This window comes from Pseudomonas sp. Xaverov 83, from assembly GCF_019352905.1.
Classification (GTDB): domain Bacteria; phylum Pseudomonadota; class Gammaproteobacteria; order Pseudomonadales; family Pseudomonadaceae; genus Aquipseudomonas; species Aquipseudomonas yamanorum.
Genome location: NZ_JAAAFU010000062.1, coordinates 41,045 through 58,044 on the forward strand (window position 1 = coordinate 41,045; position 17,000 = coordinate 58,044).

Consider the following 17,000-nt stretch of genomic DNA (forward strand, 5'->3'; position numbering starts at 1 on the left):
CAAGGATGGTCAGTCGGGGCTGTGTGACTCGAACGCCAAAGGTGGCCAAACCGAGAGCGTGATGTTCTATCGGCCGTCAGGAACGCCGGGTGTTGGGGCAACCTCGCTTTCCTTGGGCGGGGAGCTGTATATCAACAGTGGGCGGCTGATGTTGGGAGGTGTCGACGGCAGCATCGCGATTGGCCATTCCGGCATCGAGGTTGGCGCCCCGTTTGTGACTGATAACGGCTTTGCCTTCGGCCGCGGTGCCCAGAGCACGGCCGCCTGGACCATGGCCTTAGGTCTTGCCGCCAGGGCCCGGAACCCCTATGCACTGTCGTTCGGGAATACCGCTACGGCTTCCAATACATTCAGTACTGCATTCGGTTCGGCATCCACTGCTTCAGGTGAGTATGCCACTACACTCGGCGCGAGCGCACAGGCGGGCGGTGCGGGTTCGTTCGCCGGCGGGCGATTCGCAGTATCACGAGGGGACAACTCGGTAGCGATCGGCAGGAACGCGAGCGCATCCAACTTGGAAAGCCTGGCACTTGGTTACAGCGCCCAGGCCCCTCAGAGGGCGAGTGTCGCGCTCGGCAGCTTTTCGGCCACTGACGATCTGCGCGAAGTTGCGCCCGTGACCCTCAATGGACGCGTCTACTCTTTCGACCGCAACAGCGCGGTCGGCACGGTCAGCGGCGGCAGTGCGGCGCGATTGCGCCAATGGATTTTTGTAGCTCCAGGGGCGGTGAACGCCACGAGTACAAATGCCATTAATGGTGCCCAGTTGTTCTCGGGATATGAGGCGATCCGCCGTCTCGGCACACGTGAGACCACGGCCGCTGAGTCGGTGGCTCAGGCCTTGGGGTCCGGCCCGTTGGCCCAGGGCAACCGGGTAGTGCCGGCACCGCTTGTGCTGACCAGCATCGACCAGGGAGCACCGCCGCCCACCACGCTGTTGGGGGCGCTGGCGGCTTTGGACGAGGCGCACAAAGTCACTGATGGGCGCATGGGGGAAGTGTTCGATTCCGTCATGGATATCTCGGAAAAAGCCCAAGTGTTGAGGGCGACCAAGAGGTTCTACTGGAACCCACAGACCGGTGCGTATGATGCCGACAGGGACGCCGGTGTGCCCGCGTCGATAATCAATATGGCTGCCGGCGTAGCGGCAACCGACGCCGTCAACAAAGGTCAGTTGGACGCTGTTGAAAGCAGCGCGATGCGTGCTCAACAAGCGGTCGACACCGCCAGTGCTGCCGTGGACAAGGCTCGTCAGGTGTCGTTGGCGGTAAAGGATGCCGCCGACTCATCGTTGGCACGGGCCAACAATGCCTCCCAGGAGGCAGCTGGCGCACTCGCCGCCGCCAATCTGGCCCAGGGCAGCGCCGGTGCGGCGGCAAGCGCCGCCAGCAAGGCCGGCGCGACTGCCGCCAACGCGCAAGTAGCAGCGGAGCGTGCCGGCGTTGTTGCCACCAGTGCTCAGCAGTCGGCCCAGACCGCCCAGGGCGCCGCCACGCAAGCACAAAGCAGCGCAACGACGGCGCAGGCTCTGGCCAGCGCCGCACAAACCCGCGTGAAGGAAGTGGTCGATATCGTGGACGAGGCCACGACTGCCGCAACAGCTGCCCTGGGCTCGGCTGATGCTGCTTCGGGTGCAGTCACTTCGGCGCAGGCCGCTGCTGCGGATGCACAAGACCGGACGGACCAGGCTGCCACTGCAGCTTCACGTGCACAGGGGGTGGCCGATGTTGCACAGCGTGCTGCGGATGCGGCCTTGCTCGCTGGCAACGGCGCCGAAGTTGCCGCGGATGCTGCGCAAGCCACTGCCGGCCAGACCATGAGCGCAGCGAACGCCGTACAGGTTGCGGCGGCTACCGCTCGTGGAATTGCCGATCAGGCCACGGGGGCTGCGTCGACGGCCCAGGGCGCCGGTGAGGTCGCCAAAAGCATGGCTGACAGAGCCCAGGACGCGGCTGCTGGTGCACTCAGCGCCGCCGGTTCGGCACAGGTTGCAGCCAATGCCGCGCTTGGCGCGGCAACCGACGCCCAGACAACGGCCGCCACCGCCCGGCAAACAGCTGACTCGGCGGGTGCTGCGGCCGCCACTGCGCAAACCAATGCGCAGAATGCCCAGGGCACCGCAACAAAAGCTCACAGCACCGCGGCTTCTGCCCAAGGTCTGGCTGATGTCGCCCAGCGCTTCGCAGACAGCGCATTGGGCGCTCTGGAAAACGCTGCGGTTATCAGCGATGGAGCTCAAGGCATCGCTGACGTTGCGTTGTCCTCGGCCTTGCAGGCGCAGCGGTCTGCGGATGCCGCGCAGCACACCGCCGGCGCTGCGCAGGGCTCTGCCATCAGTGCGAACAATACCGCCATGGCAGCGCGCGACAGTGCCGACACAGCACTCGGTGCGGCATCGACAGCACGGAAGGCTGCCAGCGCTGCCAGCATTACCGCCAATCAAGCGCTGAACCTCGCCACCGGCGCACAAGCTTCCGCTCAGGCTGCCCAAGGCACTGCCGGCACCGCCTCCGCTGCGGCGTCCGGCGTACAACAAGCCGTGCTGGACACCCAAGCCAAGGCTGACGCTGCGTTGGCCGCGGCATCCACCGCTCAGGCGGCTGCGCAGACGGCGCAGGGTGCGGCGGACCATGCGATGCTGACCACCTTGGCGGTCAATGAGAAGGCCCTGGCCGCCCAAGGCAGCGCCAATGCGGCCCTGGAGACGGCAAACACCGCGCGGCGTAAGGCGGACACGGCTCAGGCCTCGGCGCAGCAAGCAAACAGCGCCGGCATCGATGCAATGAGTGTCGCCGCCGCGGCGCAGTCGGACGCCGATCAGGCACAAGGCACCGCAACTGAGGCAAGCCAGCGTGCCGCTGCCGCACAAGTTACGGCAGGCATGGCATCGGGCGTTGCGTCAGAAGCCGCGCGAGCGGTCGATAATGCCCAGGGCACCGCCAACGCTGCCCGGTCCGCCGCCGATGTGGCGGCCGTTCAGCTTGCCGGCCTCGACTCCGGACAGACCGTGGTAGAGCGCCTTGATGCCGCGCTAAAGACGGCTTCAGGCCTTGGCCGTGAGGCCATCACCCGGCTGCTGGGTGGCGGCTCAACCGTGGACGCCGAAAGCCAACCCACGGCGCCCGCCTATGGCATCCCCGTGATCGCGACCGATGGTAGTGTTCAGCCTGCAATCAAACACGACAACGCAGGGGATGCGCTGAATGCGGTGGCGGGCAGTCTTTCCACGCTCAACGATGCCGTACGTACCCACGCCACGGCGCTTGGTACGGTGGGCGAGGACATACAAGGCCTGCGCGATGACACGTTGCAGTGGAGTGGTATCGACGGGGCCTACAATGCCAGCCGTGATCACTCGGCCAGTGAGCCGGCCCGCATCGTCCAACTTGCCTCCGGTCGCACACCGGCCGATGCGGTGAACAAGGGCCAGCTGGATGAAGTTGATCGCGTCGCGGCGGCAGCCCGGAGTGCCGCCGAGGCTGGGAAAACCATGGCAGACCAGACGCAAGGCGCAGCCGTGCGTGCGACAGACGCCGCTGTCACTGCAAGGACGGGTGCAGACGCGGCCATGGGCATTGCCGAGGCCACACAAACTGCCGCTGCAATGGTGCGTGATCGCGCCGATGCAGCGCACGCCAGCGCGACGCTCGCCGGTCAGGTCGCGGACCAGTCAGCTGCAAGGCTGTACGGTATTGCCCAAGGCGAAACCGTACTCGGGCACATCCAGGACGCCGCTCGAGCCCATGACCAGGCGCTGGCTACCGCATTGGGCGGCGCCGCAACTGTGAACGCCGACGGTTCAACGAGTCCTTCGCCTTACACACTGACGCAGCCTGGCAAGAAGGGCGCCGGGGCTCAGTCGATCAAGGTCGACACTATTGGACAGGCACTCGGTCAACTCGAAGACCGTGTTGTGGCTGCCGACGATCAATCGAGCGCCGTCAGTGCGCAAACCGACACCCTGCGCAAACAAATGGACAGTGGTGAGGTAGGGCTGGTCCGCCAGGATCCGTTCAGTCGTGACATACAGTTGGCCGGTGCCGCTGATGGGGCCCGGGTCGATGTCACTGGCAGCCAAGGCCCGCGCAGCCTTGCTGGCATTGAGGGTGGTGAGGTCAGTTCTACCAGTCTCGATTCCGTCAACGGGCGCCAACTGGAGGCAGTGAACCGGCAGGCCGAGCAATTAGGCCAGCAGTCTTCCGGCATCGCCGTGGATGCGAGCGAAGCTGGCGACAATTCATCCACCCGTTCGGGTAGTCAATCCGTGGCGCTCGGGGCGCAGGCTCAAGCCGGAGGCGAGCGCAGTGTAGCCATTGGGGCGGGCGCCACTGCGCAGGGTGAACAGGGCACTGCGCTGGGTTCGCGGGCAAGTGCCAATGCGGCGAACAGTGTGGCGTTGGGGGAGGGTTCCCGAACCGGTCGGGCCAACAGTGTGTCTGTAGGCGCCCACGGCACCGAGCGTCAAATCAGCCATGTTGCCGAGGCTGCGCGAGGCACGGATGCGGTCAATTTCCGGCAGGCGAAGCGGCTTTCAAACCAGGCCGCCGTTCGCTCGCTAAGTGAGGCCAATGCCTATGCCGACCGTCGTATCGGCAGCCTGCGGCAGGACGTGTATGCCGGTATTGCGACGGTGATGGCCACTTCCGGGTTGCCGGTGGCTTCCTCGCCGGGCAAGTCGATGGTGGCGGTGGCAACCGCTTTGTACGAGGGCCAGCCCGCTCTGGCCGTTGGGTTGACGGCGCGTTCCAGGGGTGGGAAATGGACCTACAGTGCAACCGGGGCGGGTACTGCACAGGGTGATTTCGGGCTTACCGTGGGACTTGGTTACCATTGGTAGTTAATCCTTTTTGCATAAGAGGTTTCAGCCTTTCCTTAGGCCAGCAGCACTAATTCACCTGCGGCGCCCAAAACACCCACTTCTCGTTTGGCTGTTTAAATGTTGCAAAAACAAGTCTGGAATTAAGTCTTTCCCAGCCGTCAGGGTCGTCCACGGTATGTATGGGGGGATGCAGTACCATCAGTTGCGCGTTCAATCCCAAGAGTCGGTCTATCAAGCGGTAAGGTTGCGGCTATTAGAGTTTTCTGCGAACGAGGCTAATCTTTGCAGACGTCAGTGCCAGCATTTCGTTCAAGCGCCTGGCGGCAAGCTGATCAGCGCCACTTGCAGAGCCGCCCGATCATTATTGAGAGGCCTGCACTTTTGAGTTTCACCATCAATGTCCAGCGTGCTCCAGCGGACAGGATGGTACGGATGAACATGACGAAAAGGTGTATCAAGCATGTCAACTGAATCGAAATGCCCTTTCAACCACGCTGCGGGTGGCGGCACCACGAACCGAGACTGGTGGCCCCAGCAACTGAATCTGAAGATCCTGCATCAGCATTCCTCCCTCAGCGACCCCATGGGTCAGGGGTTCGATTACGCCAAGGCGTTCAAGAGTCTTGACTTTGAAGCGGTCAAGCAGGATTTGCGCGATGTCATGACGCAATCCCAGGACTGGTGGCCCGCGGACTTTGGCCATTACGGCCCACTGTTTATTCGCATGGCCTGGCACAGCGCCGGGACTTACCGTACCGCTGACGGTCGTGGCGGTGCCGGTACCGGTCAGCAGCGCTTTGCACCGCTCAACAGCTGGCCTGACAACGTCAGCCTGGATAAAGCCCGTCGCCTGATCTGGCCGGTCAAGCAAAAGTACGGCCGCCAGATTTCCTGGGCCGATCTGATCGTCCTCACCGGTAACGTTGCGCTGGAGTCCATGGGCTTCAAGACCTTCGGGTTCTCTGGCGGTCGCCCGGATGTCTGGGAACCGGACGAAGACGTTTACTGGGGGGCCGAGACCACTTGGCTGGGGGGAGAAGAGCGTTACGGCGTGCAAAAGAAAATGCAGCAGCCGGGCGATGGTACGTTGGTGGCCGAGCCGCAGAACCATGGCAACGAAGAAAGCCGCACCGGGAGCGGCGAGCGCAATCTGGAAAACCCTCTCGCCGCTGTACAGATGGGCCTGATCTACGTGAACCCGGAAGGGCCGGAAGGGGTTCCGGACCCGGTTGCCTCGGCGAAGGATATCCGTGAAACCTTCGGCCGCATGGCGATGAATGATGAAGAGACCGTTGCACTGATTGCCGGCGGTCACGCCTTCGGCAAGACCCACGGCGCAGGCCCGGCGGATAACGTCGGCCCGGAACCGGAAGCGGCTGGCCTGGAAGAGCAGGGGCTGGGCTGGAAAAACAGCTTCGGCAGCGGCAAGGGCGGTGACACCATCACCAGCGGGCTGGAAGTGACCTGGACCTCGACGCCGACGAAATGGAGCAATGAGTACCTCGAAAACCTCTTTGGCTTTGAATGGGAGCTGACCAGAAGCCCGGCGGGAGCGCATCAGTGGACACCGAAGAACGGTGCCGGCGCCGGCAAGGTTCCGGATGCCCATGACGCTGGCAAGCGGCATGCGCCGAGCATGCTGACCTCGGACCTGGCGCTGCGTTTCGATCCGGCGTACGAACAGATTTCCCGACGTTTCCTGGCCAACCCCGACCAACTGGCCGACGCGTTTGCCCGCGCCTGGTTCAAGCTTACCCACCGTGACATGGGACCGCTTGCGCGTTATCTCGGCCCGGAAACCCCCGCGGAAGAGTTGCTGTGGCAGGACCCGATTCCTGCCGTCGATCATCCACTGGTGGATGAGCAGGATGTGGCGGCGCTCAAGCAAAAGATTCTCGCCGCGGGGCTGACGGCCTCGCAGCTGGTTTCGACGGCATGGGCCGCAGCGTCCACCTTCCGCGGCTCCGATAAACGCGGGGGAGCGAATGGCGGGCGCCTGCGTCTGGCTCCACAGAAGGATTGGGCGGTCAACCAGCCTGAGCAACTGTCAGGCGTATTGAAGCATCTCGAGGCTATTCAGGGCGACTTCAACGCCGCGCAGGCGGGAGGCAAAAGGATATCCCTGGCAGACCTGATCGTGCTGGCGGGCAGCGTGGGAGTTGAGTTGGCGGCAAAAAATGCCGGCCGCCAGACCACGGTGCCTTTCACGGCAGGGCGCACGGATGCTTCCCAGGAGCAGACGGATGTCGAGTCGTTCGGCTTCCTTGAACCGGTCGCCGATGGCTTTCGCAACTACCAGAAGGGGCACTACAAGGTGTCGGCGGAAGAGTTGCTGGTCGACAAGGCACAACTGCTGACATTGACCGCACCCGAAATGACGGTGCTGTTGGGCGGACTGCGGGTCTTGGGTATCAATGTCGGGGAAAGCAAGCACGGGGTGTTCACCGAGCGCCCTGGAACCCTGAGCAATGACTTCTTCAGGAACCTGCTGGACATGGGCGTTGAATGGAAGCCAGTCACCGGCACCCACGATACCTTTGAGGCGCATGACCGCAAGACCGGTGCCGTCAAGTGGACTGGCACCCGGGTCGACCTGGTGTTCGGTTCGCATGCCCAGTTGAGGGCGCTGTCCGAAGTCTATGGCAGTGCCGACGCCGAGGAGAAGTTCGTCGAAGACTTCGTGTCGGCCTGGACCAAGGTGATGAATCTGGATCGCTTCGAACTGGCCTGACACCAGCGCCATACTTGTACAGGCCCACGCTGTGGGCCTGTTCGCTAGCGGCCTTGGTTTATCCAGGCTTCCAGATCCGCTGCGCTCATAGGCTTTGCTATCAGATAGCCCTGCGCCTCGGAACACCCCCACTGTATTAAAAGATCCAGGATCTCTTCATTTTCTACGCCTTCGGCAACGACGCGGTAGCCGAGCCCCTTCGCCAGGCCTATCAGGGTTTTAACCAGTTGCTTGTCATTTTGATTGGTGCCCAGTCCGCTGATCAGTGATTGATCAAGCTTGACGGTAGTGGCCGGAAGCTCTTTCAAATACGCCCAGTTACTGTAGCCAGTGCCGAAATCATCAACGGCAACCTCTACGCCAAACTTACGAACCCGTTCCAACTGCCGAATGACTTCTTCAGGATTGGTCATCAGCATGCTTTCGGTAAACTCAAGTTCAAAGCTGGCCGGGTCCAGGCCGTGCGTTTGAATTTCATGAATCATCGCGTCTACGAACTCGGAACTTTCGAGATCGCTGACAGTGATATTCATCGCTATCCGCAGGCGCACACCTTGCGCTTTCCAGACAAGCGTTTGCCGGATGATTGCGTTGAGCACCCATAGTCCCACGGAGGGTATCAGGGCAGTTTTTTCAGCCAAGGGGATGAATTCAGCAGGGCTGATGGGGCCAAGCAACGGATGGGTCCATCGCAACAAAGCCTCTACCGAATCACACTTTCCCGAGGGCAGTTTGATTTTGGGCTGATACACCAGGCTGAACTGTTGGTCGGAGCTGACCGCCTCCGGCAACGAACTCAACAACATGAACGCGCGTTGTTGAGCGGCATCAAACTGAGGTTCATAAAGAGACCATCCCAGCTTGCGGTCACGCGCCTCATCTGCCGCGCTGACCAGCAGGCGCAGCCAGTCTTGCTGCCCTGCGCCACGAATGGGCAGGACGCCAATTCCCACTTGCATGAGTATGGGGATGCCGTGGCATTCAACCGGCTTTTTGAAGTCCGTCAGAATACTTGTGCAGATGTGCTCGGTGGTTTGTTCCTCCTCAAGGAGGAAGCCAAACCGGGTCGGGCTTATTTTGTAAAGCAGGCACCGCGCGGGTAAGAGTGTTTGCAGGCGAGATTTGATCGCCAGGACCAAGTCTCCGGCAAAGCTATACCCCAGGGCCTTTACGATATCGTTGAGGAACTTTGGCGAGATAATGTCAACGGCATACACCTGGCACCGGGTTTTAAGCTTCACCGCTTGACGGATATCTTCCTCAAGCCTGAGTCGATTAAACAGCCCCGTGGGTTGGTCTATAAAGTTGCGAGACCGCATGCCCTGTATGCGCATCATCACAAGTTCCGCGAAGCCGTTGAGCATGGCACTGTCACGCTCGTTCATGGGAGGGCGGGAGACGGTGTCAATGATGCAGAGACTTCCCAGTGTAAAACCATCCTCCGTAATCAACGGCGCGCCCGCGTAATAACGAATATGCGGTGGCCCTGTTACCAGGGGGTTGTGTTTGAAACGGGCATCCAGCGTGGCGTCCAACACCTCCAACAGGGAATTGTCCAGCGTGGAGTAGGCGCAAAAAGAGACTTCTCGTGGTGTCTGCGTTTCTGTAAGCCCCACGCGTGCTTTGAACCATTGCCGGTGTTTATCGACAATTGAAATCAGTGCGATAGGGGCGTTGAAGTAGGCAGACGCCATCTCGACGATTTTTTCAAAGACATCATCGTGGTCGCTGTCGGGTGGACAAAATTTCGCGACCTCTTTTAGCCGTTCAACTTCATTCGGCGGAATAGGAGCGCCTTCGCCCATGACAATCCTCGGAGTGGCTGTGTTCGTACAACAAAGTATCAGACAGTGCCATCATTATGATGTTGTTTTTTCTATTCAACAGATAGCTCAAACGTATGCATCCGGGCGGCTTCTCCCGGAAAACCTGCTCCCGGGGCATCGTGGTGCCAGGCATTTCCCCCGCGTCTAGTGCACCAGGGGGGCTGCCTTGATGGCCATGTACTCATCCTTGACCGCCTCAAACCCATATTTATCTTCAAGCCGTTTGACGATGAAGTGCCCCCGCGCCATGTCCTGATAGAAATGGGTGAACAGCGTATTGATGGTCGCCCCGGTAAAGGCGCCCATCACGGGAACGGCCTGCGCCGCGAACTTGCTGGAAATGGTAAAGCCAAATTGGGTCGCGACCTTGTCGATCAGGATCGCCAGCCATTTGCCGGCTTGCCCCGGGGACAAGGTGCTGATGGCCTTGGAACCCTGCTTGGCGGCGATTCCCGCCAGTTCTTTCGACAGTTGCTGCATGGCCTGGGTGGTGAAGCTGCGGGTCATGTAATAACCCGTCTCCGTTGCATCGTCGACCTGGCTGTTGCCGCCCATGGCAAACACCTCAATACACGCCTGCTTGGTCGCAAAGTCCCCCAGGTCAAAACCTTCGCTGCGCGCCACATCGGCGACCGCGCGCATCATGATGGTGGTGGAGATCGGCAGTTCGACAAACAGCGCCGCAAAACCGAAGGCTCCGCCGATAGCGCCCGAGGTCGCTGCGAAGGCCTTGTGCAGCCGGGTCGAGGCTGGTTTTTTCGGGCTGTTCTCCAGGCTCTTCAGCGCCGCGCCGGCGGAGGAGTGCAGCGCCGCCGCCACGGCGCCATTGATCCTTTTTGAAACCACCCCCGGCAAAGCCTTCACCGCACTTTCAATGGGGGAGCCGATCATGCCGGACAGCCTGGCAGTCAGGGAGGGTGACTCGAGCAAGCCGACGGCCCGCTTGAGATCCTGGTAGTCCTCGGGGTTGTCTCTGATGCTCACAGGCGTCTCCATGAAGTTTTTCCGGTTCTCATAAAACAAAGACCCGCAAGAAAGGCCATCGTGCCGTCACGCTTTACCCATTCTTTACCTGTGCGTGTGCTGCGTTCGCCAGCGGGTCGGTTACGCTGCCATTCATCTTGAACTGAATGACGGTATGCATCGAATGAGCCTTCAACCGCGGTACTGGCTGGCGGTGGGCGCCCTGGTGGGCAGCCTGGGATTGATCGCAGGGTGTGCGGGCGATCCGCCAAACCCGCGAGCCGCTTTCAGCGAGCGGGTCGATAAGGAACTGAGTACCGCTTATCAACCGTCCCACTACGAAACGGCCGGCTGGGACGCGACCTGGCAAGTCGATCAGCAATCGGTGAATGTGGCGTGGTTGGCCCCGGTGACCCAGGAGCGTGTGCCGCTGATTATCTACTTGCCGGGGTTGGGAGAGTCGGCCTCGGGCGGCGTGGCGTGGCGCAAGGCTTGGGCGCAGGCCGGTTATGCGGTGCTGTCGGTTCAGGAGCACGCCCATGACCAGTCGATCTTCGCCTCGCAGCAGGCGCAATATGGCGATTTTCGCGGGATGGCGAGCAGTCATTATTCCGACGTCGCACTGCGCGACAGGCTGTCCACCTTGCAGAAAGTCCTGACTGAGGTTCGGGCACGGGCCGCCAAGGGCGATACGCAACTGGCAGCCATCGATTGGAACCAGGTGGTGGTGGCCGGCTTTGATTTTGGCGCGCAGACCGCCGAGGCGCTCGCCGGGGCGCTGGAGCCTGGCGGTGCGTCGGGCGTTGCGGTTCAGCCCAAGGCAGTGCTGCTGCTCAGCCCTTATGTGGACGCCGATGCTCGGCCAGACAGGTATGCCCGGATATCGGCGCCCGTGCTGTCGATGACCGGTCAACAGGATGAAGACCCATTCAACTGGGTCAGTTCCTATCGCCAGCGGGAAGTATTGGGTGAGTCGGTGAGGGTAGCCGGGAGTGTCCGCTTGGACCTGAACAGTGCGACGCACAAAACGTTGGCGGGCAGTGAGTTATTCAGCCGGCCGGCGAAAAAAGCCGATAAAGGCAATGATTCGTCCGGCGATGCGCCCAAAGGTCGAGGGCACAAGCACGGCGCCAAACCTGGCGGCGGTAGCCCGATGGCGGGCGAACCGGCGCCGGATCCCAAGCAAGTCGCGGCGATCCAGGCCATTGGCGTGGCGTTTCTGGACAGCCGGGTCAAACACAATCCTGCGGCCACTGACTGGCTGCACATAGACGCACCTGCTTGGCTGGGTGAGGCCGGGCGGTTGAAGTAGGTGTGTGTGCCGGCTGCATTTTTTTGCCAGGCTCGCGCGGGCCCCGGTGGATTCGCTACTATGGGGTTCACCCGAACCCACCCGCCGTACCCGTTGGAGCCTTGAATGCCAAGCCAGAAGGACATCACCGCCGAGAGCGGCGCACCGATGATTCCTGATCAGCGCCGTGAGCTGATACTGCGTCAATTGCGCAAGCATCAAGTGCTGAGTGTTCATCAGTTGATGGAGATGTTCGACTGCTCCCACATGACCGTGCGGCGCGACATTGCATTGCTGGAGCAGGAAGGCCGGGCGTATTCGGTCACCGGTGGGGTGCGCATTGCCAGCCAGCTTCACAGCGAGCCGAGCCATCAGCTCAAGGCCGTGGTGGAGTTGCCGCAGAAGCAGGCCATGGCCAAGCTTGCCGCGCGCTTGCTGCGTGCGGACATGACGGTCTACCTGGACGCAGGCACCAGCACGCTGGAGATCGTGCCTTACATCAAGGCACTCGCCGGCATGACGGTGGTGACCAACGACTTCGGCGTGGTGCAGGCACTGATGGACGCCCCGCAAGTGACGGTGATTCACACGGGCGGGCAGTTGGATCACTCCAACCATTCGTGTGTGGGCGGGCTTGCGGTGGCCACCCTGCGCCAGGTGGTCACCGACATCGCCTTTATCTCTACCAGTTCCTGGGACCTGCGACGCGGGATAACCACGCCTTCGGCGTTGAAGGTGGAGGTCAAGCAGGTTGCCATGCAGTCGGCGTCGCAAGTGGTGCTGGTGGCCAGCAGTTCCAAGTACGGCACCTTCAGCATGTACAAGATCGCCGGACTGGAGCAGTTCGATATCGTCATCAGTGATGCCGCGCTGGCGCCCGCCGCAGCGGACGGCATACGCAAGCAAGGGGTCGAACTGATGTTGCCGTCCGACCTCACGCCCGCCTGACGGGTCTTTTCGGTCTGCTGCGAGCGGCGAGCGGGGGCGGTAGCGTTGTTTAGCGTGCCTTCCAGTCCCGCAACCATTGCAGGCCGGCCGAGGTGTCACCCCGCGGTCGGTATTCGCAGCCTATCCAGCCGTCATACCCCAGTTCATCGATCAGCTCGAACAGGTAAGGGTAATTCAGCTCCCCGAGGTCCGGTTCATGCCGATCAGGCACGCCGGCAATCTGGATATGGCCAATGCCGCCCATGTCCCGGCGCAGCTTGACGGCCAGGTCGCCCTCGACGATCTGGCAGTGATAGCAGTCGAACTGGACCTTCAGGTTGCGGGCGCCGACCTCCTTGCAGATGGCCTGTACCTGATCCTGGCGGTTGAGGAAAAACCCTGGCATGTCTCGGGTGTTGATCGGTTCCAGCAGCACGGTAACGCCGGCCTGCGCCGCTTGGCCGGCAGCGTAGGCGAGGTTTTCCAGGTACACGCCATGGTGCCGCGCGCGGTCGCTTTCCGACGGCAGCAAGCCGGCCATCACATGGATGCGGGTATTGCCCAGCACGGCGGCGTACTCCAGCGCCCGGTCGAAGCCGGTGCGAAACTCGCCCTCGCGACCCGGCAAGGTCGCGATGCCGCGCTCGCCCGCCGCCCAATCACCCGGCGGCGCGTTGAACAGGGCTTGCACCAGGCCGTTGTCGTTCAGGCGTTGTCGCAGTTCCTGCGGGCTGTACTCATAGGGAAACAGATACTCCACCGCCTCGAATCCGTCGGCGGCGGCCGCGGCGAAGCGCTCCAGAAACGGGTGTTCGGGATAGAGCATGCTCAGGTTGGCAGCAAAGCGAGGCATGGGAACTCCTTCAGACAAAAGGCCAGATCAACAGGGTGACAAGGAAACCCAGGGTACCCAGCAGGGTGGTGATCACCGTCCAGGTACGCAGGCCGTCGGCCACGTTGAGCCCGGCCAGTTTAGTGAAAATCCAGTAACCGGCATCGTTGATGTGCGACATCGCCAGCCCGCCACCGCCCATGGCCAGGCACAGCAGGGCCATATGGTTGGGCGTCAGGTTGAGCGTGGCAATCAACGGGCTGATGATACCCGCTGTGGTCACCAGTGCCACGGTGGTCGAACCCTGTACCGCGCGCAACAGCATGGTCAGCAAAAAGCCCAGCGCCAGTACTGGCAGCCCGGTGGTGCGCAACAAGTCGGAGACCACCGCTCCGATCCCGGTGTCCACCAGCACCTTGCCGAACACGCCGCCGGCACCGGCGATCAGGATCACCATGGCCACGCCGGGCAATGCCGAGCCGATCACATCGGACACCTGGGTACGGCTCCAGCCGCGACGGGAGCCCAGCAGCCAGGCACACAGCAAGGTATCGAGCAGCAGTGCCACCAACGGAGCACCGAGGACGGTCATGATCGCCCGTAACGTCGACTCGATGGGCAGCAGCGACGTCGCCAGGGTGCCCAGCAGAATCAGGATGATGGGTAACAGGATCAGGCTGACGATCAGCCCGAAACCCGGCGCCGGAGCGGGCGGCAGCTTGGCAACGAGACTGCTGGTGGACTCTTCGAGGCCCATGTGCGCGACGGCACCAGCCCTCTGTTCGACGTTCTGGGCGTTGCCGTTATGCCAGGCGCGCAGGTCATCGTTGGTCACGTGGGGGCCGTAGACCTCTGCACGGATATCATCAGACATCGGGTAAAAACGCCGGGTCATGCGTCCGGCCACGCGGTAGCCGACGTAGCACAGGAAGGCCGTGAGCGGCAGCCCGAACATCAGTACCCGGCCCAGGTCGGCGCCCAGTTGGCTGGCGGCCGCCACGGCACCGGGATGCGGAGGCAGGAAGGCGTGCACCGTGAGCAGCGCCGCGCACATCGGCAAGGCAAACATCAGCAGCGGTTTGCGCGCACGGCGGGCAACGCCATAGGCCAGCGGCATCAGGATGATCACCCCCACTTCGAAGAACACCGGCACACCGATGATGAAGCCGGCCACCGTCAACGCCAGCGGCGTGCGTCGGTTACCGAAGCGTTCGATCAGGGTTTTCGCCAGCGCCTCGGCGCCGCCGGACAACTCGATGATGCGACCGATCATGGCGCCCAGGGCAATGATGATTGCGATGTGGCCGAGGGTCTTGCCCATCCCGCCTTCGATGGTGGCGACCAGGTCGGCCGGTTTCACCCCGGCGACCAACGCCACCAGGATGCTCACCAGCATCAGCGCCACAAACGGCTGGAATTTGTACTTGAGCACCAGGAACAGCAGGAGTGCGATCCCAAGGCCGGCGGTTGCCATCAGAATAAGCGGGCTCATAGCATCCACCCTGCGCATTGAACGTGCGGAAGGTGAGTGCCACTGTAAGGGTCAACACTGCAGTAGGGCTTGATCATGCTGGAATGTCCTGTTGTTTTTATTGTTCAGGCACGTGCTCGCGACAGCGTGGCTGCCTCGGGTCGCGAAGGCGTGCATCAAGGGGGTTGCGGGTAAAACCGGTGACCTACCACTGGGCGCCGAACGTCTCCCGCAGTTCGTCCAGTGCGGCCTGGTCCAGTGGCGCCGGTCGCGGGTTGCTCATCAGCCAAAGCCGTGCGGTTTCTTCGAGTTCTTCCAGGGCATAACTGGCCTTGGACACGGAGCTTTCCCAGACCACCGGCCCCAGGCGTTCGAGCATCACACCGCGTACGCGGTTGACCAGTTGCGCCACCTGCTCGGCGACATTGGGTGCGCCAGGGCGTTGATAGTTGATCAATGGGATATGACCCACTTTCATCACCTGATACGGCGTCAGCGGCGGCAGAATGTCGTCCTGGCTCCACACTCCGGCCAGGGTCAGGGCCACCAGGTGCGTGGAATGGGTATGCACCACGCCACCCACGCCAGGGTTGCGATCGTAGACCTGGCGATGCAGGGCCAGGGTCTTCGAAGGCTTGTCGCCCGACACCCATTTGCCCGCCAGATCGACCTTGGCAATGGCCGCAGGGTCCAGGCGCCCAAGGCAGGCGTCGGTGGGGGTGATCAGCCAGCCATCATCGAGCCGGGCGCTGATGTTGCCGGCGCTGCCCACGGTAAACCCGCGCTGATAAAGGCTGTGCCCAACCGTGCAAATCTCCTCGCGCAGTGCGTTTTCGCGACTCATTGCGCACCTCCGGCCAATTGCTTCAGGGCCTTGTCGAAAAAGTCCCGGCCGCCGAAGTTGCCGGACTTGAGGGCCAGCGCCAGCGGTTCGGCGGTGTTGCTCACGGTGGCCGGCACCCCGGGGTCGATCTGCGCGCCAATCTGCAACAGCTGTACGCCGAGAGCCTTGACCACCGCACCGGAGGTTTCACCACCGGCGACAACGAAGCGCCGCACACCGCTCTCGCGAAGGGCCTGGGCGATGGCGCCCAAGGCGTTCTCCACCAGCTCGCCCGCATGCTCGACCCCCAGTTGCTGCTGGACCGCCTTGACGTCGTCCGGAGTACTGGTGGCGTAGATCAACACGGTGTGTGGCTGGTTGCGTGCAAAAGCCACGGCGTTTGCCACCACCGGTTCACCGGCCGCCAGGGCCAGTGGGTCGATGCGCAGCGCTGGCCGCCCGGCCTCGATCCAGGCGGCAACCTGGCCGTTGGTGGCGATCGACGCACTACCGGCCAACACCACTTCGCCGCCTTCCACCGTTGGCAGTGAGGCCGGGTCGAAGTCGCGCAGCTTGCCGGCACGGCGGAAGTTTTCTGGAAGCCCCAGGGCCAGGCCCGAGCCACCCGTCAACAGCGGCAAGTCGGCGCAGGCAGCGCCGAGGGTATAAAGGTCCTGGTCGGACAGCGCATCGGCAACCGCCATGCCCACACCTTGGGCGCGCAGTTCGGCGATTTTCTCGCGAACCTGCGCAACGCCCTGGGCGATGCTGTCGTAGCGCAGCAGCCCAACCTTGCAGGAGGTTTGCGATTGCAGCACACGGACCAGGTTGGCATCGGTCATGGGGGTCAGCGGATGGTGCTGCATGCCCGACTCGTTGAGTAACTGGTCCTGCACGAACAAATGGCCACGGAAGATCGTTCGGCCATTTTCCGGAAACGCCGGGCAGGCGAGGGTGAAGTCACTGCCCAGCGCCTTGAGCAGCGCTTCGCTGACCTGGCCGATATTGCCGGCGGACGTCGAGTCGAACGTGGAGCAGTACTTGAAGAAAATCTGCTCGCAACCCTGTGCGCGCAGCCATTCCAGGGCGGCCAGGGAGTCGGCGATGGCGTCGGTAACCGGCAGGGTGCGGGATTTCAGGGCAATGACGATTGCGTCTGCGTCCAGCCCCGCCGCGACTTCGTCGCTCGGAATGCCAATGCTCTGCACCGTACGCATTCCGCCGCGCACCAGCATATTGGCGAGGTCGGTGGCACCGGTGAAATCGTCGGCGATGCAGCCCAGCAATGGGCGTGCGGCAGGTCGGTTCATGGCGCGG

10 protein-coding genes and 1 pseudogene are annotated in these 17,000 nt (G+C 62.4%); 5 read left to right on the forward strand and 6 right to left on the reverse strand.

The genetic code is table 11. From position 1 onward, the window contains the following. Positions 1-271: 271 nt before the first annotated feature. The 3 genes and pseudogenes from K0H47_RS31455 to katG all read left to right on the forward strand — a co-directional run. Positions 272-574 (forward strand): annotated as a pseudogene (locus K0H47_RS31455) (hypothetical protein); the annotation flags it as partial. A gap of 42 nt (positions 575-616) precedes the next feature. Further along, positions 617-4,837 (forward strand): YadA-like family protein, encoded by a 4,221-nt coding sequence (locus tag K0H47_RS19855; RefSeq protein ID WP_219273473.1) that lies wholly within the window; start codon positions 617-619, stop codon positions 4,835-4,837. A 442-nt stretch (positions 4,838-5,279) separates the two neighbouring features. Next, on the forward strand, positions 5,280-7,550 hold the full coding sequence (katG, locus tag K0H47_RS19860) for a catalase/peroxidase HPI (RefSeq protein ID WP_219273474.1): 2,271 nt from the start codon (positions 5,280-5,282) through the stop codon (positions 7,548-7,550). 44 nt (positions 7,551-7,594) lie between these two features. On the opposite strand, the gene K0H47_RS19865 is transcribed toward katG, so the two are convergent. Together K0H47_RS19865 and K0H47_RS19870 are read right to left on the reverse strand one after the other, a co-directional pair. Further along, positions 7,595-9,355 carry an EAL domain-containing protein gene (locus K0H47_RS19865; RefSeq protein ID WP_063028984.1) on the reverse strand — a complete coding sequence of 587 codons (1,761 nt, stop codon included), beginning with the start codon at positions 9,353-9,355 and terminating at the stop codon, positions 7,595-7,597. 165 nt (positions 9,356-9,520) lie between these two features. Continuing rightward, positions 9,521-10,372 (reverse strand): EcsC family protein, encoded by an 852-nt coding sequence (locus K0H47_RS19870; protein ID WP_063028986.1) that lies wholly within the window; start codon positions 10,370-10,372, stop codon positions 9,521-9,523. Positions 10,373-10,523: 151 nt separating this feature from the next. Here K0H47_RS19870 and K0H47_RS19875 point away from each other — a divergent pair, with 151 nt between their 5' ends. Next, the gene (locus tag K0H47_RS19875) at positions 10,524-11,651 is read left to right on the forward strand and encodes an alpha/beta hydrolase (protein WP_219273475.1); all 1,128 of its coding nucleotides are present in this window, start codon (positions 10,524-10,526) and stop codon (positions 11,649-11,651) included. Positions 11,652-11,756: 105 nt separating this feature from the next. After that, on the forward strand, positions 11,757-12,578 hold the full coding sequence (locus tag K0H47_RS19880; protein ID WP_063028990.1) for a DeoR/GlpR family DNA-binding transcription regulator: 822 nt from the start codon (positions 11,757-11,759) through the stop codon (positions 12,576-12,578). 49 nt (positions 12,579-12,627) lie between these two features. On the opposite strand, the gene otnI is transcribed toward K0H47_RS19880, so the two are convergent. From otnI to otnK, 4 genes are all read right to left on the reverse strand, one after another. Continuing rightward, the gene (gene otnI, locus K0H47_RS19885) at positions 12,628-13,410 is read right to left on the reverse strand and encodes a 2-oxo-tetronate isomerase (RefSeq protein ID WP_219273476.1); all 783 of its coding nucleotides are present in this window, start codon (positions 13,408-13,410) and stop codon (positions 12,628-12,630) included. 10 nt (positions 13,411-13,420) lie between these two features. Beyond that, complete coding sequence (locus tag K0H47_RS19890) at positions 13,421-14,881, reverse strand: SLC13 family permease (RefSeq protein WP_201142642.1); 1,461 nt, start codon at positions 14,879-14,881, stop codon at positions 13,421-13,423. A gap of 184 nt (positions 14,882-15,065) precedes the next feature. Next, the gene (locus K0H47_RS19895; RefSeq protein ID WP_219273477.1) at positions 15,066-15,704 is read right to left on the reverse strand and encodes an aldolase; all 639 of its coding nucleotides are present in this window, start codon (positions 15,702-15,704) and stop codon (positions 15,066-15,068) included. After that, positions 15,701-16,993: a 3-oxo-tetronate kinase gene (gene otnK / locus K0H47_RS19900; RefSeq protein WP_219273478.1), complete on the reverse strand. Its 1,293-nt coding sequence runs from the start codon at positions 16,991-16,993 to the stop codon at positions 15,701-15,703. Before otnK ends, K0H47_RS19895 begins: the two co-directional genes overlap by 4 nt. Between the last annotated feature and the right edge of the window lie 7 nt (positions 16,994-17,000).

Excerpts from the sequence above, each read along its gene's own strand:
- K0H47_RS19890 (WP_201142642.1), bottom strand. The coding sequence starts at position 14,881 with ATGAGCCCGCTTATTCTGATGGCAACCGCCGGCCTTGGGATCGCACTC.
- K0H47_RS19895 (WP_219273477.1), bottom strand. The coding sequence starts at position 15,704 with ATGAGTCGCGAAAACGCACTGCGCGAGGAGATTTGCACGGTTGGGCAC.
- K0H47_RS19880 (WP_063028990.1), top strand. The coding sequence starts at position 11,757 with ATGCCAAGCCAGAAGGACATCACCGCCGAGAGCGGCGCACCGATGATT.
- otnI (WP_219273476.1), bottom strand. The coding sequence starts at position 13,410 with ATGCCTCGCTTTGCTGCCAACCTGAGCATGCTCTATCCCGAACACCCG.
- K0H47_RS19875 (WP_219273475.1), top strand. The coding sequence starts at position 10,524 with ATGAGCCTTCAACCGCGGTACTGGCTGGCGGTGGGCGCCCTGGTGGGC.
- K0H47_RS19870 (WP_063028986.1), bottom strand. The coding sequence starts at position 10,372 with ATGGAGACGCCTGTGAGCATCAGAGACAACCCCGAGGACTACCAGGAT.
- K0H47_RS19865 (WP_063028984.1), bottom strand. The coding sequence starts at position 9,355 with ATGGGCGAAGGCGCTCCTATTCCGCCGAATGAAGTTGAACGGCTAAAA.
- otnK (WP_219273478.1), bottom strand. The coding sequence starts at position 16,993 with ATGAACCGACCTGCCGCACGCCCATTGCTGGGCTGCATCGCCGACGAT.
- katG (WP_219273474.1), top strand. The coding sequence starts at position 5,280 with ATGTCAACTGAATCGAAATGCCCTTTCAACCACGCTGCGGGTGGCGGC.